The organism is Actinomycetospora termitidis, assembly GCF_030286555.1.
Classification (GTDB): Bacteria; Actinomycetota; Actinomycetes; order Mycobacteriales; family Pseudonocardiaceae; genus Actinomycetospora; species Actinomycetospora termitidis.
On the sequence record NZ_JASVWF010000006.1, the window covers coordinates 408,794 to 427,592 of the forward strand.

At 73.7% G+C, this 18,799-nt stretch carries 21 protein-coding genes; 11 read left to right on the forward strand and 10 right to left on the reverse strand.

What is annotated here, in order from left to right:
• Nucleotide 1 precedes the first annotated feature (1 nt).
• Both QRT03_RS24865 and QRT03_RS24870 read left to right on the forward strand, forming a co-directional pair.
• Nucleotides 2-817 (forward strand): crotonase/enoyl-CoA hydratase family protein, encoded by an 816-nt coding sequence (locus QRT03_RS24865; RefSeq protein WP_286055798.1) that lies wholly within the window; start codon nucleotides 2-4, stop codon nucleotides 815-817.
• Complete coding sequence (locus tag QRT03_RS24870) at nucleotides 814-1,746, forward strand: cyclase family protein (protein WP_286055799.1); 933 nt, start codon at nucleotides 814-816, stop codon at nucleotides 1,744-1,746. Before QRT03_RS24865 ends, QRT03_RS24870 begins: the two co-directional genes overlap by 4 nt.
• A gap of 3 nt (nucleotides 1,747-1,749) precedes the next feature.
• On the opposite strand, the gene QRT03_RS24875 is transcribed toward QRT03_RS24870, so the two are convergent.
• Complete coding sequence (locus QRT03_RS24875; protein ID WP_286055800.1) at nucleotides 1,750-2,955, reverse strand: oxygenase MpaB family protein; 1,206 nt, start codon at nucleotides 2,953-2,955, stop codon at nucleotides 1,750-1,752.
• Between the two features lie 336 nt (nucleotides 2,956-3,291).
• Here QRT03_RS24875 and QRT03_RS24880 point away from each other — a divergent pair, with 336 nt between their 5' ends.
• Nucleotides 3,292-3,984: a hypothetical protein gene (locus QRT03_RS24880; protein WP_286055801.1), complete on the forward strand. Its 693-nt coding sequence runs from the start codon at nucleotides 3,292-3,294 to the stop codon at nucleotides 3,982-3,984.
• A 9-nt stretch (nucleotides 3,985-3,993) separates the two neighbouring features.
• Here QRT03_RS24880 and QRT03_RS24885 read toward each other — a convergent pair whose 3' ends face one another.
• The 4 genes from QRT03_RS24885 to QRT03_RS24900 are packed head-to-tail and all read right to left on the reverse strand — an operon-like array spanning nucleotide 3,994 to nucleotide 7,287.
• Entirely contained in the window at nucleotides 3,994-5,136 is a 1,143-nt protein-coding gene (locus tag QRT03_RS24885) for a sensor histidine kinase (RefSeq protein WP_286055802.1), read from the reverse strand.
• Nucleotides 5,133-5,780 carry a response regulator gene (locus QRT03_RS24890; RefSeq protein ID WP_286055803.1) on the reverse strand — a complete coding sequence of 216 codons (648 nt, stop codon included), beginning with the start codon at nucleotides 5,778-5,780 and terminating at the stop codon, nucleotides 5,133-5,135. Before QRT03_RS24890 ends, QRT03_RS24885 begins: the two co-directional genes overlap by 4 nt.
• Entirely contained in the window at nucleotides 5,773-6,819 is a 1,047-nt protein-coding gene (locus QRT03_RS24895) for an alpha/beta fold hydrolase (RefSeq protein WP_286055804.1), read from the reverse strand. The genes QRT03_RS24890 and QRT03_RS24895 overlap by 8 nt, the downstream gene beginning before the upstream one ends.
• 42 nt (nucleotides 6,820-6,861) lie before the next feature.
• Nucleotides 6,862-7,287, reverse strand: coding sequence for a pyridoxamine 5'-phosphate oxidase family protein (locus QRT03_RS24900; protein ID WP_286055805.1), 426 nt, complete (start codon nucleotides 7,285-7,287; stop codon nucleotides 6,862-6,864).
• 82 nt (nucleotides 7,288-7,369) lie between these two features.
• Between QRT03_RS24900 and QRT03_RS24905 the strand changes: the two genes are divergently transcribed.
• Nucleotides 7,370-8,146 (forward strand): helix-turn-helix transcriptional regulator, encoded by a 777-nt coding sequence (locus tag QRT03_RS24905; protein WP_286055807.1) that lies wholly within the window; start codon nucleotides 7,370-7,372, stop codon nucleotides 8,144-8,146.
• Between the two features lies 1 nt (nucleotide 8,147).
• Here the strand turns inward: QRT03_RS24905 and QRT03_RS24910 are convergent, their stop codons facing one another.
• Genes QRT03_RS24910 through QRT03_RS24920 form a run of 3 tightly spaced genes read right to left on the reverse strand, consistent with a single transcriptional unit; the run spans nucleotide 8,148 to nucleotide 11,015 of the window.
• Nucleotides 8,148-9,764 carry an acyl-CoA dehydrogenase family protein gene (locus tag QRT03_RS24910; protein WP_286055808.1) on the reverse strand — a complete coding sequence of 539 codons (1,617 nt, stop codon included), beginning with the start codon at nucleotides 9,762-9,764 and terminating at the stop codon, nucleotides 8,148-8,150.
• 40 nt (nucleotides 9,765-9,804) lie between these two features.
• The gene (locus QRT03_RS24915; protein WP_286055809.1) at nucleotides 9,805-10,449 is read right to left on the reverse strand and encodes an antibiotic biosynthesis monooxygenase; all 645 of its coding nucleotides are present in this window, start codon (nucleotides 10,447-10,449) and stop codon (nucleotides 9,805-9,807) included.
• Nucleotides 10,449-11,015 (reverse strand): nucleoside deaminase, encoded by a 567-nt coding sequence (locus QRT03_RS24920; protein WP_286055810.1) that lies wholly within the window; start codon nucleotides 11,013-11,015, stop codon nucleotides 10,449-10,451. Before QRT03_RS24920 ends, QRT03_RS24915 begins: the two co-directional genes overlap by 1 nt.
• A gap of 329 nt (nucleotides 11,016-11,344) precedes the next feature.
• Between QRT03_RS24920 and QRT03_RS24925 the strand changes: the two genes are divergently transcribed.
• From QRT03_RS24925 to QRT03_RS24935, 3 genes are read left to right on the forward strand one after another with little or no spacing between them, the layout of a single operon-like run.
• Nucleotides 11,345-12,112 (forward strand): 5-formyltetrahydrofolate cyclo-ligase, encoded by a 768-nt coding sequence (locus QRT03_RS24925; protein WP_286055811.1) that lies wholly within the window; start codon nucleotides 11,345-11,347, stop codon nucleotides 12,110-12,112.
• Nucleotides 12,113-12,149: 37 nt separating this feature from the next.
• The gene (locus tag QRT03_RS24930; RefSeq protein ID WP_286055812.1) at nucleotides 12,150-13,112 is read left to right on the forward strand and encodes a cyclase family protein; all 963 of its coding nucleotides are present in this window, start codon (nucleotides 12,150-12,152) and stop codon (nucleotides 13,110-13,112) included.
• Nucleotides 13,109-14,779, forward strand: a complete 1,671-nt coding sequence (locus tag QRT03_RS24935; RefSeq protein ID WP_286055813.1) for a class I adenylate-forming enzyme family protein — start codon at nucleotides 13,109-13,111, stop codon at nucleotides 14,777-14,779. Before QRT03_RS24930 ends, QRT03_RS24935 begins: the two co-directional genes overlap by 4 nt.
• 71 nt (nucleotides 14,780-14,850) lie before the next feature.
• On the opposite strand, the gene QRT03_RS24940 is transcribed toward QRT03_RS24935, so the two are convergent.
• Nucleotides 14,851-15,393, reverse strand: a complete 543-nt coding sequence (locus tag QRT03_RS24940) for an HdeD family acid-resistance protein (RefSeq protein WP_286055814.1) — start codon at nucleotides 15,391-15,393, stop codon at nucleotides 14,851-14,853.
• Nucleotides 15,394-15,468: 75 nt separating this feature from the next.
• On the opposite strand from QRT03_RS24940, the gene QRT03_RS24945 reads away from it, so the two are divergent.
• On the forward strand, nucleotides 15,469-15,966 hold the full coding sequence (locus QRT03_RS24945) for a DUF305 domain-containing protein (RefSeq protein WP_286055815.1): 498 nt from the start codon (nucleotides 15,469-15,471) through the stop codon (nucleotides 15,964-15,966).
• 7 nt (nucleotides 15,967-15,973) lie between these two features.
• On the opposite strand, the gene QRT03_RS24950 is transcribed toward QRT03_RS24945, so the two are convergent.
• Nucleotides 15,974-16,867: an isocitrate lyase/PEP mutase family protein gene (locus QRT03_RS24950; protein ID WP_286055816.1), complete on the reverse strand. Its 894-nt coding sequence runs from the start codon at nucleotides 16,865-16,867 to the stop codon at nucleotides 15,974-15,976.
• Nucleotides 16,868-16,963: 96 nt separating this feature from the next.
• On the opposite strand from QRT03_RS24950, the gene QRT03_RS24955 reads away from it, so the two are divergent.
• The 3 genes from QRT03_RS24955 to QRT03_RS24965 are packed head-to-tail and all read left to right on the forward strand — an operon-like array spanning nucleotide 16,964 to nucleotide 18,778.
• Entirely contained in the window at nucleotides 16,964-17,602 is a 639-nt protein-coding gene (locus tag QRT03_RS24955; protein WP_286055817.1) for a GntR family transcriptional regulator, read from the forward strand.
• A complete protein-coding gene (locus QRT03_RS24960; RefSeq protein ID WP_286055818.1) occupies nucleotides 17,599-18,249 on the forward strand; it encodes an isochorismatase family protein in 651 nt (216 codons plus the stop codon). The genes QRT03_RS24955 and QRT03_RS24960 overlap by 4 nt, the downstream gene beginning before the upstream one ends.
• Nucleotides 18,250-18,259: 10 nt before the next feature.
• Nucleotides 18,260-18,778, forward strand: a complete 519-nt coding sequence (locus QRT03_RS24965) for an HAD family hydrolase (protein WP_286055819.1) — start codon at nucleotides 18,260-18,262, stop codon at nucleotides 18,776-18,778.
• Nucleotides 18,779-18,799: the final 21 nt, after the last annotated feature.

Consider the following 18,799-nt stretch of genomic DNA (forward strand, 5'->3'; position numbering starts at 1 on the left):
CATGACGTCGTTGCCCGAGAACCTCGAGACCGTCGCCGTCGACCGGCCCGTCGAGCACGTCGCCCGGATCTCCCTGGTGGCCCGCGCGATGGCACCGGCGTTCTTCGACGAGATCGCCGCGGTGACGGCGGCCCTCGACGCCGACCCCGGGACCCGCGCCATCGTGATCACCGGCGCCGACGGCCGGTTCTCCTACGGTCTGGACCTCATGGCGGCGGCCGGGTCCCTCGGCGGGGTCCTCGGTGACCCGAGCGCCGCGAACCGCGAGGCCTTCCTGCGCCACCTGCGGGGTCTGCAGGGCTCGATCACCGCGGTCGCGGACTGCCGCACGCCGATCGTCGCGGCGGTCCAGGGCTGGTGCGTCAGCGGCGGGGTGGACCTGATCACCGCAGCCGACGTCCGCCTGGCCAGCACCGACGCGCTCTTCTCCGTCCGCGAGGTGCGCATGGCGATGGTGGCCGACCTCGGGTCGCTGCAGCGCCTCGTCGGGATCGTCGGCGACGGGCACCTGCGCGAGCTGGCCCTGACCGGCGACGACGTCCCCGCCGCCGAGGCGCAGCGCATCGGCCTGGTCAACCGCGTGTACGAGACCCACGACGAGCTGGCCGGGGCCGCCGTCGAGCTGGCGAGCCGGATGGCCGCGAACTCCCCGCTGGTCACGCGGGGGATCAAGGACGTCCTCGACGCCGAGCGGGGCCCGCGCGTCGAGGCGGGCCTGCGCTACGTCGCGGCGTGGAACGCGGCGTTCCTGCCGAGCGCGGACCTGCAGGAGGCGTTCACCGCGTTCGCCGAGAAGCGGAAGCCGCAGTTCGAGTGAGCACGACGGACGAGGTCCTCGGCTGGTTCGACACGCTGTCGAACTGGGGCCGCTGGGGCGACGACGACGAGCGCGGCACCCTGAACCTCGTCACCGACGAGGTCCGCCTCGCGGCCGCGCGGGCGGTCCGGGGCGGCCGCAGCGTGTCGTGCGGCTGGGAGGTGGCCGGGGACGACCTGGAGCGGTCGACGACGACGTGCCCGTGCGCCGCCGACATGCCGGGCGCCGAGCAGATGCCGGACCGCTTCCACCGCGACCGGCACTGGGGCTTCTCCTCCGAGCGCCTCGGCCTGGCCTATCACGGCAACTCCATCACGCACCTCGACGCGCCCTGCCACCTGTTCTGGGACGGCCGGATGTACAACGGCCGCTCGCACGAGCTGGTCGACCCGACGTCGGGCTCGGCCTGGGCGGCCGTGACGGCGGCCGCGGACGGCATCGTCACGCGCGGGGTCCTGCTCGACGTCGCGCGGGTCCGCGACGTGCCGTGGCTGGAACCCGGCGAGGGCGTGCGCCCGGAGGACCTCGAGGAGGCCGAGCGGCGCCAGGGGGTGCAGGTGCGGCCCGGCGACGCGGTCCTGCTACGGACCGGGTTCGGCCGGGCCTGGCACGAGACCGGCGCGTCGATCGGGTTCGAGCAGGCCGGGTGGCACGCCTCGTGCCTGCCCTGGCTGCACGAGCGGGGCGTCGCCCTGATCGGCGCCGACACCCCGCAGGACGTCCAGCCCTCCGGGGTCGACGGCGTCCTCATGCCGGTGCACGCCGTCGGCCTCGTCGCGATGGGCCTGTGGCTGCTCGACAACTGCGACCTCGAGGCGTGCGCGGCGACGGCGGCCGAGCTCGACCGGTGGGAGTTCCAGCTCGCCGTGGCACCGGTCCGCCTGGCGCGGACCTCCGGCAGCCCGGTCAACCCGATCGCCACGTTCTGACCCTCAGGCCGGCGACACCACCGCGAGCGCGCGCCGCCGACCGACGAGCCGCTCCAGCTCGACCTCCACGCCCCGGTCCGACCGCCGCTCCAGCCACCGCCGGCCCGCCGCGAACCGCGCCACCACCCACGAGTCCAGCACCCCGCGGACCACCTGCGGCACCACGGTCCACGGCACGACGACGGGCTGGCCCAGGTCGCGCAGCCCCTCCCGGCCGAGGAAGAGCCGCAGGTGCCCGAGGACCCGGCGTCGTTCCCACCAGCCGCGCAGCCCGCCGCCGACCTTCGTGCGCTGCCCCTCGACGAGCGCCGTCGTCAGCGCCACCCCGGACGGCGTCGGCCCACCCTGCGCCAGCAGCAGGTGGTGGTCGAACGCGTGCTGGGCGCGTTCGGTGGTGAACAGCCAGTCCTCGTCGACGCCCATCAGGAAACCGACGTAGCGCCACAGGTGCATGACGGCGTCGGACTCGGCGCGCGTGATCCGCCACCCGAGGACCCGTGCCCCGAGCAGCGCCGTCGCGCTGAACAGGGCGAGCGTCCCGGCGAGGTCGCTGCGGTTGATCGGCAGGCCGAGCCGGGCGGGGTCCCAGTCCGCGGAGCGCTCGAACCGGTCGTTCACCACCGCGTGCATCGCCCGCACGTGGGCGGTGAGCCGGAACCCTTCGCCGTCCCGGGCCATCCCGCCGGGCGCACTCACCGCCCGCCCCCACACCAGGGTCTCGCCGAGGCGGCGCATCGCGCCCGCGCCGGTCAACCCGCCGGTCTCGACGAGCAGGTCGGCCGGGCCCTCGTAGCGGTAGCCGCCGATCAGCGCGAGCGCGAGCAGCACGTCGTCGCGCGTCCGACCCAGCCGCCGGTACACCGCGGCCCCGCGTTCGAGCAGGTCGCGGTCGAGCCACACCGGCTCGCGCTCGAGCTCGGCGACGAACCGGCGCAGCGCCGCCGGGTCCTCGTCGGCCGGGCCGGAGGACAGCGCCCGCTCCAGCGTCGTCATCGTCACCCGGGACGGAGAGCCCGGCCGCATCGCCGCCGCCAACTCTGCCCCCACCTCGTCGCGCAGCAGCATCCGCCGCCCGATCTCGTCGACCAGGCCCTCGTCGACCTCCCGCACCCGCCCGAGCAGGGCGAGCGGCCGGGCGATGCGGGCGTTGCGCTCCGGAGCGCCGCGGAACCGCGCGGGGTGCGTGACGGGGACGGTCTCGGCGGTCATGGCCATGACGCTCACACGCCCACGTCGTCGGCTTCAACTCGCATTTCCGACGGCGGTCGTGGCTGGTCGGGCGGCCGGGCCGCGTCAGGTGCTCGCGTCCTGCTCACCGCTAGGCAGATGATCATGTCGAGCGCGACGTCGCGCTCGACATGATCATCTGCCTAGCGCGCCGGGACGGTGTCCCCCGACGGGGGGACACCGATGTCGTGCGCAGGACCGGCTCCCCGGGGGACGGTGTCGACCCTCCGCGGGAGACAGGATTTCTCCTGTCAGCCACGGAGAACGCCCCGACCGGACGCTCCCCGCACCACCTCCCTCACCTCACGGGAGCACGTCATGCGTCTCACCCGGATCGCCGCCGCCACCCTGATCGCCGGCTCGCTCACCTTCGCCGGGACCGGCATCGCCCTCGCCGACACCACCACCCCGGTCACCGCCTCCAGCAGCAGCGTGGCCGCCGCGGAGCTCGGCGTCCTCACCCTCGGCGCCAGCTCGGTGAAGCCCGGTCAGAGCGTCTCCTTCTCCGGCACCTTCGCCGAGCCGGCCGCGTCGACCGCCACGGGGCCGATCACGGTCACCTCGCCGGCCTTCGCCGGGGCCGCCACGATGGACCGCACGAACCCGGAGGCGTTCTCCGGCTCCGCGACGGTCGCGAGCGGCGCCACGGCCGGCACCTACACCGTCACCGCGTCGTCCTCGGCCGGCACCGTGAGCACGAAGCTCACCGTGGTCGGCTCCGGCCCGGCCCCGACGCCCGCCCACCACGGCGGGACCGGGACCGGCACGCACTCCTCGGGCACCGGCTCGTCGTCGGGGGAGTCCACGGGCACCACCGACAGCACCAGCCCCGACCTGCTGACGACGGGATCGGACGCCCTGCCCTGGGCGCTCGGCGGGCTCGGTGCGATCGCCCTGGTCGGCGGCGGCGCCTATGCCATCGGCCGCGGCCGTCGCGCCGACCGCCAGGTCGAGCAGGAGGCCCGGCAGCAGTACCGCGAGCCGCGCACCGAGGTGATGTACCGCCGGTGACGGAGCGGCTCAGCCGGGGACGTGGACCACGGTCCGCGTCCCCGGCGTCGTCGTGTGCAGCACGAACGTCCCGCCGGCCCCCTCCACCCGCGCCCGGGTCGAGGCCAGCCCGATGTGCCCGTCGGCCAGGCGGGCGGAGAGCACCGCCGGGTCGACGCCCACCCCGTCGTCTCGCACCTCCAGCCACCGGCCGCCCGGGTCGTCGCCCAGCGTCACGGACACCGTGGACGCCCGCGCGTGCTTCGCGACGTTCGTCAGGAGCTCCCGGGCCACGCCGAACAGCAGCGGGTCGTGCGGACCCGTCGTCAGGGGCCCGCCCTCGACGGTGACGGCGAATTTGCCCTGCGCCGCCGCCCGCTCGGCCACGCGCCGCACCGCGACCACCAGCCCGGCCTCGTCGAGCACGTAGGGGTGCAGCGCGAAGACCACCTCGCGCAGCTCGCGGATCCCGGCCCGCAGCGCGTCGTCGGCCGCCTCGGCACCGTCCAGCTCGTCGAGCTCCTGGCCGGCGACGAGCAGCGTCTGCAGGGCGTGGTCGTGCAGCTCCTCGGCGAGCCGCCGGCGTTCCCGGGCCTCGGCGTCGAGGACCTGGGAGGTCAGCGCGTCGGCGTCGAGGAGCAGGGCCCGGATGCGGTCCGCGCGGCGGGCGAGGACGACGGAGAGGAGGAACGTCGCGATCGCGACCAGCGCGAGCACCGCCGCCTCGCCCGCGAGCGTCGTGGCGGCGACGGGGGAGCGGAGCACGGTCGCCGTCACGAGGAACGACACGATCGTCGCCACCCCGACCAGCGCGGACAGCTCCGGGCGGTACCGGAACGCCGCGAGCACGGGGATCACGACGTAGGCCAGGGTCGGCAGCGTCCCGCCGCCCCCGGCGAGCAGCGCGAGGACCGTCACCGCGACCAGGTCGGCCGCCGTCGCCACCAGCCCCGTCCGCGGGCTCACCGGCCGCCGCGTCACCCGCGCCAGCCAGGCGGCGGCGAACCCGGCGTAGACCGCGAGCGTCGTCCAGAACGCCGGGCCCTCCACCCGCGCCGGGTCGAGCGCCGCGGTCACCGCGACCAGCGCGATCAGCCCGAACCGCAGCAGGCTCGTCGTCCGGGACGCCTCGGCGGCGTAGGCCGCGAGCGCCCGGTCGGCGGGGGTGCTCACTCGAGCAGTCCCCGCCGCATCGCCTCCGCGACGGCCGCCGCCCGCTCGGTGACCTCGAGCTTCTCGTACATCCGCTGCACGTGGGTCTTCACCGTGCTCGGCGCGACGTAGAGCTGCTTCGCGATCGCGGGCGTCGAGAGCCCGGTCGCCATCAGCCGCAGGATCTCGGTCTCGCGCTCGGAGAGCTGCGGGCCGCGGTCGGCGCGCCGGTGCCGGATCTCCCCGGCCAGCCCCGCGGCGAGCTCGGCGGGCAGCACCGTGCCGCCCTCGGCCGCCGTCCGGACCGCCTCCACCAGTTCCCGACGGCGGGTCTCCTTGGGCAGGTAGCCCGCGGCGCCCTCCTCGAGGGCGCCGTAGACGATCGTCGGATCGGTGAACGCGGAGAGGATGACAATCCGCGTGGGGACGCCGTCGCGGGCGGCCCGCCGGACGATCTCGGTGCCGTCCGCGCCCGGCATCCGGTGATCGACGAGCGCGACCTCCGGACGGTGCTCGACGATCGCCGCCAGCGCCGCGTCGCCGGTCTCGGCCTCGGCGACGACGTCGATCCACCCGCTGCCGTTGAGCGCCCGGACGACGCCGTCGCGGTACATCTCGTGGTCGTCGGCCACGACCACGGTGATCTTCTCGCGGGAGTCACGCACTCGCCCAGAACTCCGTCGCCAACGCCAGCCAACGCTCCGCCGCGTCGACGTGCGGGCCGTGCCCGGACCCCTCGAACATCTCCATCCGTGCCGTCCCGCCCGCCGCGGCGTAGCGCTCGAGCACGGTCCGGATCTGAGCCACCATCGGCTGCGGCGGGAACGTGTCCGCCCCCGGCCAGCCCGGCACGACCCCGGCCTGCCCGAGGGTGCCGAGCTCCAGCATCGATCCGTCGGCGACGACGACGTCGGCCGTGCCGTGCGTCCAGAGCACCGGCGGCTTCGGGTCGAGGTCGGGCAGCCAGGACCAGTCGCAGTACTTCGGCGACAGCGCGTTGAGCAGGCCCCGCGTGCCGGGCGCGGCGCCGGGCCAGTGCTCGGAGGTGGTCGCGTCGCCGGGGTAGCCGTCCTCGCTGATCGTCGAGAGCAGGATCTCGTCGACCAGGAGGTCCTCCCGGTCCCGCGGGAGCCGGAAGTCCGGCGCCCAGTAGGTGTTCGCCATGACGTTGCGGGGGCTGAGCGCGTCGTCGCCGGAGCGGTCGCCCTCGCGCAGCTTCGCGACGAACTGCGGGTTCGCGACGCCGGCTCCCGAGCCGGCGAAGTCCTCCCAGCACGGTCGGCCGTCGGGGAACGTGCCGCCGTAGCCGTAGGGCGAGACCGGGTCGAGGAACGTCAACGACGCGACCGGCCGCGCCCGCGCGACCAGCGCGATCGCCGCGCCCGCCGTCGACCACCCCACCAGGTGCGGCCGCTCGATCCCGAGCGCGTCCAGGTAGGAGCCGAGGTCGTCGGCCCAGTCGCCCAGCCCGCGGGTGGCGTCGATCGGCGCGGGCTCCGTGCGCCCGAACCCGCGCATGTCCGGCGCGAGGAACCGCCACCGGTCGCTCGCCGGGCTCATCAGGTGCTCGAAGAAGCGGCCGGTGGACAGGTTGCCGTGCACCAGCACCACCGGCTCGCCGTCGGCGGGCCCGGAGGTGAGGTGGTGCATGCGGATGCGGGCCTCGACGGTGCCGGCCTCGACGCCGGGGAGCAGCTCACTCATGGTGAGCGGAACGCTAGTGCGGTGCGGCCGCCCGGGGAATCCTCACACCGCGGGCCCGCGTGTCACCCGGCGCGGCCGCAGCACGATCCGGCGCAGGTCCTCGGCGGCCCAGATCGCCTTCGACTCGGCGCGCTTGCCCTCGTCCTCCCAGTAGCGGTCGGTGAGCCGGTCGGCCAGCTCGCGCCCGCCGTCGTCGTGCACGGTTGCGTCCGCCTCGACCGACACCCACGCCTCGGGCTCTCCGGGCGGGGTCGCGACGACGAACGTCGCCTGCGGGTCCTCGGCGAGACGGCGGACCTTGAGCGAGCCCGCGAGCGAGAACAGCTGCAGGTCGCCGTCGGGCGTGGCCTCGAACCACACGGGGCGCGGCGCCGGCAGCCGGGCGCCTGCGGGCGACACGGTGATCAGGCCGTAGAGGCGGCGGTCGAACAGGGCACGGTCGGCGTCGGTGAAGGTGGTCGGAGCCATGCCCCCGAGCGTGCGCCGAACCGGACACCGCGCCCATCGGCGGAACTCCAGGACACCTTCGCGAGCGTCTACGCTCGATCCCGTGGACGCCGTCGGGACGCTGCTCGGGACGGTCCGCGTCGAGGACCCGGTGCTGCGCGTGGAGCGGCTCGGCCCCGGACCGGCGTCGTTGTCGACCGGGCACCGCTGGGTGCTGATCACCCTCGCCGCTGGGCAGCTGAGCGTGGCCGGCGCCGTCCTCGGGCCGGGCGATGCCCTGCTCACGCGCGGGCGGGGCCTGCTGGCCGGGACGGTCGGCGACGACGGCACGACGGCGCTCGTGGCCGAGTTCACCCTGCACGGCGAGCGGCTCGTGCGCCTGCCCGAGGCGGTCGTGTGCCCGGCCGACTCCGAGATGTGCCGGCTGCTCATCGAACGGCTCGCCGAGCAGCTCGACGCCGCGCCCGCCCAGGACGTCGTGTCGGCCCGGCTGCTCGACTGGATCGTCACCGAGACCGTGCGCGACGCCCTCGTCGCCCAGGAATCCGACGGCGCGGTGTCCGACCCGGTCGTCGCCGCGGCGCTCGCGGCCGTGCACGGCGAGCCGGCCGGGGCGTGGACGGTGGACCGCCTCGCCCGCTCGACCGGCGTGAGCCGGGCCCTGTTCGCCCGGCGGTTCCGCGACGTCGTCGGCACCTCGCCGCTGTCCTACGTGCGGTCCTACCGGCTCGACCTCGCCGAGCGCGCGCTGCTCACCGAGCCCGACGCCACCGTCGCCGCCATCGCGCGCCGCGTCGGCTACGCCAACCCGTTCAGCTTCTCGACGGCGTTCCGGCGGCACCGCGGCCTCGCGCCGAGCGAGGTGCGGGAGCGGGCCTGAGTCAGCCCAGCGGCACCCGGGCCAGGATCCCGTCGACGTCCACCCCGCGCGGGAGCGTGCCGAAGGCCGCGCCGTGCTCGCCCGCGACCCGACTCCCCACGAAGGCATCGGCCACCGCCGGCGGGGCGTGCCGGACCAGGAGCGAACCCTGCAGGACGATCGCCATCCGCTCCGCGAGCCAGCGCGCGCGGTCCTCGGAGACGTCGCGCAAGTCGTCCTGGACCGCCTTCCACGCGGCGTCGAGCCGGTGGTCGGCGCCCGCCGCGGCCTCGACCTCGGCGCGGTAGGCCTCGACGGCGGCCGGCTCGCGCCCGAGCACCCGCAGCAGGTCGAGCGCGTTGACGTTGCCCGAGCCCTCCCAGATCGAGTTCAGCGGCGACTCGCGGAACAGCCGCGGCATGCCCGACTCCTCGACGAACCCGTTGCCGCCCAGGCACTCCAGCGCCTCGCCGACCAGCGCGGTCTGGCGCTTGCAGATCCAGTACTTGCCGAGCGTGACGCCGATCCGCCGGAACGCGGCCTCGTGCTCGTCGGTCGCCGATCGGTCCTGCGCGCCCGCCAGCCGCAGCGCCAGAGTCACCGCGGCCTCCGACTCCAGCGTCAGGTCCGCGAGCACCGCCCGCATCAGCGGTTTCTCGACGAGCGTCGAGCCGAACGCCGACCGGTGCTGCGTGTGCCAGACCGCGCGCCGCACGGCGTCGCGCATCCCGGCGGCCGAGCCCAGCGCGTTGTCCAGCCGGGTGCACGCGACCATCTCGATGATCGTCCGCACGCCGCGGCCCTCGTCGCCGACCCGGAACCCGATCGTGCCGTCGAACTCCGGCTCCGACGAGGCGTTCGAGCGGTTGCCGAGCTTGTCCTTCAGCCGCTGGATCGCGAACGGGTTGCGGGCACCGTCGGGCAGGATCCGGGGGACGAGGAAGCACGTCACGCCCGCTGCCGTCTGGGCGAGCACGAGGAACACGTCGCACATCGGTGCCGACGTGAACCACTTGTGGCCGGTGAGGGAGTACGTGCCGTCGGCGTTCGGGGTCGCCGTCGTGGTGTTGGTGCGGACGTCCGAGCCGCCCTGCTTCTCCGTCATCCCCATGCCCGCCAGCAGCCCCGTCTTCGACGACGGGTCGGTGAGGCCGGGCTGGTAGCTCCGGGACATGAGACCGGGGCCGTACTGCGCGAACAGCTCCGGGGCGTGCTTCAGGGCCGGGACCACCGCGTGCGTCATCGAGACCGGGCAGCCGTGGCCGGCCTCGGCCTGCGACCACACCAGGAACCCCGCCGCCCGCGCCACGTGCTGACCCGGACGCCCCTCCCAGACCGCTCCGGCGAAGCCGCGGGAGACGGCCTCGCCGAGCAGCGCGTGGTAGCCCGGGTCGTAGTCGACCTCGTCGACGCGGTGCCCGAACCGGTCGTGCGTGCGCAGCCGCGGCTCGTTGCGGTGCGCGGCGTCCGCCCAGTCCCGGACCTCCGCGCTCCCGGCGCGCCGTCCCGTCTGGTGCAGCTCGTCGAGCGCCCATCCCGCGCCCTCGCGGCCGACCGCCTCGAGCAGGGGCGGGTCGGCCGCGAGGTCGACGTCGACGAGGTCGGGAGCCTGGTTCGTGACGACGTGCGTGGGGGCCATCGCCCGATTCCACCACGCCGGGTTACCTGTGGGTAGGCCCTCAGGTGAGCAGGGCGAAGACCCCGGCCGCGACGGCGAGGAACACCAGCGAGGCGACGGTGCCGAGGACGTCCGTCCAGGGCTGCGGCGCGTCCCGGGTCGGCTCGAGCCACCGACCCAGCGCCCGCGTGACGACGGGCATGACCGCCCACGTCAGCAGGCCCACCGACAGCACGTTGCCCACGAGCAGGCTCGCCCACAGCGGGGCCGCCGGCCACAGCGCCGAGAGCCCCAGCGTCAGCAGCACGACCGTCGGGTAGAGCCCCACGAGCACCGACAGCGCCGTCTTCCACGACGGCGTGACCGGACCGGCCGCACCCGTCGTCGGGAACCAGCTCCCGAACGACGCGGGGACCCGCTGGAGCCGGAAGTCCCGGAAGTGCTCGCTCTCCCGGATCAGCTGCTCGCGTTCCGCGGAGGCGAGCCAGGTCTCCAGGGCGTCCTCGGAGGCGAACCGGGTCACCGCGACCCAGTCGTCCTGCACCCCCGCGACCGGCGGGTGCAGCTCCGTGCCGCGGTGACCGGGCGCCCGGCGTTCCGCGTCGGCCATCCGGTGCTGCCAGGCGAGGAAGTCCGCCTCGTCGTGAGGCGGGACGTGGTGGGCGACGACGACGGTGACGAGGTCCGTCGCCGGCTCGACGCTCATCAGTAGGGGTGGCGGTCGGGGGTGGCCAGGTACTCCTCGTACACCGCCGCGCCGAGGTCCGGGCGGAGCTGCTCGATCTTGATGCGCCGCTCGCTGAGGGGCCGGCCGAAGTCCTCGTACTGGAACTGGTCGTCGAAGCCGACGCCGCGGGTGGCCTCGAGGTCGTTGGCGAAGTAGACGGCGTCGCAGCGCGCCCAGTAGATGGCGCCCATGCACATCGGGCAGGGGATCCCGCTGGTGTAGACCTCGGTGCCCATGAACATCCGGGCGCGGGCCTCGACGACGTCGGGGGAGCCCTCGGGGCGGGGGACGAGGGCGAGGTGGTGGTCGGCGCGCTGGTCGGGGGCGATGCTCGGCGCGTACGGGTTCAGCACCGCCGCGGCCTTGCGGAGCATCTCGACCTCGGCGTGCGCGGTGACGTCGCCGGTGAGCAGCACGCGGTTCTGTCCGCGCGCGACGATCTCGCCGTCCTTCGCGAGCACGGCGCCGAACGGCCCGCCCCAGCCCCTGCTCACGGACTCCGCCGCCAGCCGGCAGGCCTCCGCCATCAACTCGTCGTGGGTCATGCCTGGCCTCTCGCCGTGGGTCGCGCGGGGTTGCGGACGCGGCGGAACGTTAGGCCGAATGCGCTGGTGCGAATAGCTCGTTCGGAGCAACGGATGATCTCGGGTAGGACTCGGGACCCAGCGTGCTCGACCGGGCACGGTGCGTCATCCCGGGTCGTGGACCGTGCGCGAGAAGCGATTCCGTGGGAATCGGTTCTCGCACAGGGTGCGGGGGTGCCGGACCCGCCCGCCCCGCTCTCTCCGCCCGCCCCGTCCGCGAGGGCGACACCACGCAGGTCTGCGGCCGGCAGAACCTGCGCCACGTCGCACTCGCGACGACCATCGACCCCATGGCGACGTCCCACGACCACGACGCCGGGGGAGACCCGGAGACCCTTGCCGCGAAGCAGGAGCTGCGCGAGCACGTGTGGGCGCGGCTGACCGACGAGAAGCAGGCCCGCTTCCCGGGCGCGCGGAACCGCATCCCGAACTTCGTGGGCGCCGAGAAGGCGGCCGACCGGCTGCGCGACACCGACGTCTGGCGCAGCGCCCGGACGATCAAGTGCAATCCGGACTCCGCGCAGTGGCCGGTGCGGCAGCGCGCGCTGGAGGACGGCAAGACGGTGTACATGGCGGTCCCGCGCCTGGCCGACCCCAACCCCTTCTTCCTCCTGGACCCCGACGACCTGGGCGGCCGCACCCCGCGCCAGGCCTCGTCGATCAAGGGGGCGACGGCGGCCGGGCGGACCGTGGCCGTCGAGGACCTGGAACCGGTCGACCTCGTCGTCGCCGGCTGCGTGGCGGTCACCGCGGGCGGCGCGCGGCTCGGGAAGGGCGGCGGGTTCTCCGACCTGGAATTCGCGGTCGCGTTCGCGGCGGGGCTCGTCACGACGACCACACCCGTCGTCACGACCGTGCACGAGCTGCAGGTCGTCGACGCGATCCCGACCGTCGACCACGACGTCACGCTCGACCTGGTCGTCACCCCGGAACGTGTCCACGAGAGCCGTCACGAACCCCGTCACGAACCCGCGATCGTCTGGGCGGAGCTGACCGACGAGAAGATCGATTCGATCCCGCTGCTCGCTTCCCGGAGCCGCATGCGCATGGCACGGTGAGAGCCGGGTCACCCACTCGATGACGAGGAGACAGACCATGGCCGACGCGCCCTCGATGGCGGAGCTGCTCGGGGACAACCCGCCGAAGAACTGGGGCAAGTGGGGCGACGACGACGAGGTCGGCTCGCTGAACTACCTCGATGCCGCGCAGGTGTTGCGCGGGGTCGGGAGCGTGAAGTCCGGACAGGTGTTCACGCTGCAGTGCCCGATGGGCCTCCCGCACGGCGACCCGGTCTTCCCGGGCCGCGAGGGCATCAAGCGCGAGATGGTCTGGGACCAGGAGCTCTTCGACTCCGGGAACGGCCCGTCCTTCCCCGGCGGCCTCCGCGCGACCGACGACAAGGCCGAGATCTTCCTGCAGGGCTCGTCGCAGTACGACGCGCTCGGCCACGCCTGGTATGACGACACGCTGTGGAACGGCCGCTCGGCCGACACCACGAACGGCGGCGGGATGAGCTGGGCGTCGGTCATGCCGATCGCGCAGCGGGGCATCGCGGGACGCGGCGTGTTGATCGACATGGCCCGCCACCGTGGCAAGGACTGGCTGGACAAGGGCGAGACCTTCACGCACGACGACCTCCAGGAGGCCGCGGCGAAGCAGGGCACCTCGATCGAGGACCGCGACATCCTGCTCGTGCGCACCGGCTTCCTGAAGTACTTCTACGCGGTCTCCGCCGACGAGTTCTACGCCGACTTCGTCGAGCCGGGCCTGACCTACTCCCGCGAGCTCGTGGAGTGGTTCCAGACCAAGGAGATCCCGAACCTCGTCACGGACACGATCGCGAACGAGGTCACGGCGAACCCGGAGACCGGCGTCCTGCTGCCGCTGCACGCCTCCCTGCTGCGCAACCTCGGCATCAGCCTCGCGGAGATCATCTGGCTGGACGACCTCGCCGACGCCTGTGCCGCCGACGGCCGGTGGGACTTCCTCTACACCGCCGCGCCCCTGAAGATCCACGAGGCGACGGGCTCGCCGGTGAATCCGGTGGTGATCCGGTGAGCGACTCCGTCTACGAGTCGAAGCCGTGGCTCGCGCGCTACCGCGACGACTACAACCACGGCGCCGTCACGATCGAGTTCGCGAGCGCGCTGGACATGTTCCGCGCGGCGCTCGAGCGGGATCCCGACTGCGAGATCGTCCGCTACTTCGACGGCACGCTGACGATGCGCGAGCTGGACGAGTTGTCGGATGCGTTCGCCGTCGCGCTCGTCGACCGCGGCTTCGCGCAGGGCGACCGGCTGGCCACGTACCTGCAGAACATCCCGCAGGTGCTCGTCGTGGTCGTCGGGACCTGGAAGGCCGGCGGCATCGTCGTCAGCGTCAACCCGATGTCGCGGCAGCGCGAACTCACGACGATCCTCACCGACTGCGAGGCGACCGCGATCGTCTCGCAGGAAGACCTGTGGTCGATCGCGAGCGAGGTCGTGCCGAACACCAGCGTGCGGATCGCGTTCTCGACCTCCCCGCTGGAGTTCCAGACCCGGCACGACGAGCGCCTGTTCAAGGGCATAGAGCGGACCGACTGCGCGGGCGCGGAGGACCTGACGACGGTCCTCGAGCAGTTCCGCGGGCAGAAGCCGGAGCCGGTGACGCTGACCGGCGACGACGTGGCGTTCCTCGGCTACACCTCCGGGACGACCGGTCCGCCCAAGGGCGCGATGAACACCCACGCGAACATCGTGTTCAACGCGCAGACCTACCGGGACTGGATCCAGCTCGGGCGCGAGGACTCGGTGTTCGGGGTGGCGCCGCTGTTCCACATCACCGGGGTGGTCGGGCACCTGGCGATCGCGCTGCTGCTGCCGTGCCCGCTGGTGCTGGCGTACCGGTTCGAGCCCTCGGTGGTGGTCGAGGCGATCCGGGAGCACCGGCCGACGTTCTCGATCGGCTCGATCACCGTCTTCATCGCGATGATGAACGCGCCGGGCGCGGACAAGGATGCGCTGTCGTCGCTGGTCAAGGTCTACAGCGGCGGCGCCCCGATCCCGCCGTCGACCGTGAAGGCGTTCCAGGACCAGTTCGGCCACTACATCCACAACTTCTACGGGCTCACCGAGACGAACTCGCCGTCGCACGGGGTCCCGCTCGGGGCGACCGCGCCGGTCGACGAGGCGTCCGGGGCGCTCTCGGTGGGCGTGCCCATCTTCGACACCGTGGTGCGGATCGTTCGTGACGACGGGTCCGAGGCCGACGTCGGCGAGGTCGGGGAGATCACGACCAAGGGTCCGCAGGTGGTGCCGGCGTACTGGGGCAAGCCCGAGGAGACCGAGAAGGCGCTGCGCGGGCCGGGCGGGATCGTCGAGCTGAAGACCGGCGACGTCGGCTACATGGACGCCGAGGGCTGGTTCTACGTCGTCGACCGCAAGAAGGACCAGATTAACGCCGGCGGCTACAAGGTCTGGCCGCGGGAGGTCGAGGACGTCCTCTACGAGCACCCGGCGGTCCGCGAGGCGGCCGTCGTCGGGGTCCCGGACGAGTACCGGGGCGAGACGGTGAAGGCGTTCGTCTCGCTGCGGCCGGGGCAGACGGTGGAGCCCGACGAGCTCATCGCGTTCTGCAAGGAACGGATGTCGGCCTACAAGTACCCGCGCCAGATCGAGCTGCGCGACGAGCTGCCGAAGACGGTCACCGGGAAGCTGCTGCGGCGGGAGCTGCGGGGCACCTGATCCGGAACGAACGGGCCGTTCGTCACGGTAGAGCGTGACGAACGGCCCGTTCGTACGTTTCCGGCGGAGGCTCAGCGCGACGCGCGGCGCAGGCTCAGCGCGAGCCCGATCTCCGAGGCGCCGCGCAGGAGGAACCCGAACCCGGCGAGCAGGGCGATCGTCCCGACCGCGGCTCCCGGCGAGAACAGCAGGATCAGCGCGGCGAGCAGCGCCAGCACGCCCATGCCGATGTTCCACCCGCGGTGCTCCTTCGAGCGGGCGGCGACGAACAGGTCGTTGATCCCGGCGAAGAGGAACCACAGCAGCAGGCCGACGACCATGATCGTCACGCCGGTGCCGGGGAAGAAGATGACGAGGATGCCGGCGAGGGCCGTGATGATCCCGAAGATCACGACCCACCACCGCCCGGGGGCGCCGTGCTGGACGCGGAGGGCCACCGTCGCCTCGATGATCCCGGAGATCAGCAGGCCGATCCCGAGGAAGATCGCCAGGACGAGGACGGTCGCGATCGGGAAGACGAGGGCGATGAGGCCGACGACGACGCCGAGGATGCCGTCGGCGAGGACCCATCCCCAGCGCTTGGCGACGTGGGAGACATCGATCGAGGAGGTCACGCCTCGTTGGGTACACCCTGGGCGGTTCGCGCACCAGCACGGCGCGCTCACACGTGATCAGGGAGGCTGGCCCGCGTGCTCCGGTTGCTCGTCCTCGTGTTCCTGACGGCGGGATGCGCGGCGGCTCCCGCGCCCGCACCCGCCGTCGGCCCGGACCCGGACGTCGAGTTCGCCGCGATGATGATCCCGCACCACCAGCAGGCACTGGAGCTCTCCGCGTTGGTGGCCGGGCGCACCACGGATCCGACCGTCACCGACCTGGCGTTCCGCATCGACCGCGACCAGGTCGAGGAGGTCGGTCAGCTCCAGGGCTTCCTCAACCTCCGCGGCGGACCGCCCCCGATGCCGATGCACGCGATGGCGGGCATGGCGGACGCCCCGACGCTCGAGGCGCTCCGGGCCTCGTCGGGACCGGCGTTCGACCGACTCTGGCTCCGCACGATGATCGCCCACCACGAGGGTGCGCTCACGATGGCGCGGGACTACCCCGGCGGTGCGCTGACCGAGTTCGCGCGGACGTTGACGCTCACCCAGCAGGCCGAGATCGACCGGATGCGAGGTGCGCTGGGCTGACGGGCGGCTACCGGTAGCGCTCCTCCAGCTCCCGGATCTCGGAGATCCCCACGATCTCGGTGAACGCGTCCAGGCCCGGGACGTCGAGCTGCTCCAGCGCGCCCGTGGGCGAGCCCTCCTTCGCCAGGTGCGTGAGCATCTCCCGCACCCCCGAGGCCGCCGCGAGCAGCGTCGAGACCGGGTAGAGCACGAGGGCGAAGCCGAGCTCGGTCAGGCGCGACAGCGGCGGGATCGGGGTGCGCCCGCCCTCGGCGCCGTTGAAGACGAGCTTGTACCCGGACAGCTCGGAGGCGACCTTCTCCAGGTCGTCGCCGGAGGTCGGGGCCTCGACGAACAGCACGTCCGCGCCGGCCTCGGCGAAGGCCCGCGCCCGGTCGATGGCGGCGTCGACCCCGGACACCTGGCCGACGTCGGTGCGCGCGATCAGGACGAGGTCCGGGTCGGTGCGGGCGTCGACGGCGGCCCGGATCTTGGCGGTCATCTCCTCGAGCGGCACGACCTGCTTGCCCGCCAGGTGCCCGCACTTCTTCGGCATCACCTGGTCCTCGAGGTGCAGCCCGGCGACCCCCGCCTGCTCGTACTCGCGCACGGTGCGGATGACGTTGATCGGGTTGCCGTAGCCGGTGTCGGCGTCCGCGATCAGCGGCACGTCGACCACCGACGTCATCCGCCGCGCGTTGTCGACCATCTCCGCCTGGCCCAGCAACCCGACGTCGGGACGGCCCAGGAGCGAGGCCGTCGTCCCGAAGCCGGTCATGTAGACGACGTCGAAGCCGGCCTGTTCGACGAGCCGCGCGGTCAGGGCGTCGTAGGCCCCGGGCGCGACGACGGGGCGCCCGGAGTCGAGCAGGGACCGCAGCCGGGCCCGACGTCCGGTGGGGTGACTGAGCAGGTCGGCCATGACCCGGTCCTTCCTCGTTGTGTACAAACCGCGCCGGAGAACTGGTCAACCGGCGAGGAGCACCCTACGTTGCGTACAACGCTCCGGGAGGTCGCGATGGTGACGACGACGGGTCGCGCGCACGTCGCGCTCCGCGAGTCGATCCTGCGCGGCGACCTCGCGCCCGGGGCGCACCTCGGCGAGGTCGAGCTGGCCGAGCGGCTCGGCGTCTCGCGCACACCCGTCCGCGAGGCCCTGTCCCGCCTCGCCGCCGAGGGGCTCGTGGAGGTGCTGCCGCACCGCGGGGCCAGGGTCTCGAGCTTCTCGCCGGACGACCTCGACGGCATCTTCGACGTCCGGCTCGCCCTGGAGCCGCGGGCGACCGCCCGGGCGGCCCTCCGGGCCACGGCGGAGGACCTGGACGCCCTCGACGACCTCGCCCGCCGGATGCTCGAGATCGGCGCGCCCGGCCCCGACCAGGACCTCGACGCGATCGTGCCGCTCAACCGCGACTTCCACGCGCGGCTCCTGGCGGTGGCCGACGCCCCGGCGCTGTCGGCCGCGCTGGCGAACGTGGTGCACACGCCCATCGTCCTGCGCACCTTCCACGCCTACGACCCGGCGTCGCTCGCCCGCAGCCTGGCCCACCACGGCGAGATGGTCGCCGCGCTGCGGGCGGGCGACGCGGACTGGGCGAGCGCCGTCATGCGCAGCCACATCGGGAACGCACGAGCCGTGATGGTGAGGAACCGATGACCAGTCCACACGGATCGAACTTCGCCGGCCGCGTGGGGTGGGGGAGCAGTCCCGCCGTCGTCGTGGTCGACCTGGTCCGCGCCTACACCGAGCCCGGTGGCCCCTTCTTCCTCGGCGGCCACGAGGACCGGGTGCTCGCGGCGACGGCGGAGCTGCTCGCGAGCGCCCGGGCGGCTGCGGTCCCGGTGATCTGGACCGTCGTCCGCTACGCCCCCGACCTCTCCGACGGCGGGTTCTTCACCGCCAAGGTCCCGGCCCTGGCCTGCTTCGCCGAGGGTGCCGACGGCGGGTGGGGCGAGCTCGCGCTCGCGCCCGCGGCCGACGACGCCCTGCTGGTCAAGCAGCACGCCTCGGCCTTCGCCGGCACCTCGCTGGCCGGGACCCTGCGCGCCCGCGGGGTCGACACCGTCGTCGTCGCCGGGGTCTCGACCTCGGGCTGCGTGCGCGCCACCGCCACCGACGCGCTGGCGGAGGGCTTCCGCCCCGTCGTCGTGACCGAGGCCTGCGGGGACCGCAGCGACGCGCTCCACGAGAACAACCTCGCCGACCTGGACGCGAAGTACGCCGACGTCGTCGGACTCGCCGCAGCGCAGGAACACCTCGGAGGTCAGACGCGGCGCACACGCCGGCCGCCGTCTGATCGGTGAGGATGGCCGCGTGAGCGTCCTGTCCGCCCCCCAGATCCCGATGCTCTTCGTCGAGCTGGATGCCGTGCGGCGCACCGAGGAGGACCTGGGGCGGCCGTACCGGGGCCCACTCGACGTCGAGGTCCACCTCGACGCCGTCGAGCGGCTGCGGCTGTGGAAGGCCGGGGGCGGTCGGGTCGTGGGGTTCGCGCACCTGCCCGAGGTGGCGCGCGGGGAGCTCGCCGAGGACATGGCGGTCCGCCTGCTCTGGACGATCCACGAGCGCTCGGGCAACCCGTTCGACACGCTGGTCCACTGCCCGCACGACCCGGACGCGGCCACCCCCGACCTCTCGCGGTGCTGGTGCCGCCCCCCGATGCCCGGGTTGCTGATCGCCGGGCAGGAGCAGGTCGCGCTGCGCCAGCGGGAGCGCTACCCGGTGTGGATGGCGCTCGTGGTGGCCGCGGGCGACGCAGTGCGGGAGTGCGCCGAGGGCCTGGGGCTCGACGTCGTGGACGCTGCCGCGTGGCGGTGGGGCGCCACCGGGTGATGTTCTGCGGATCACCGTCCG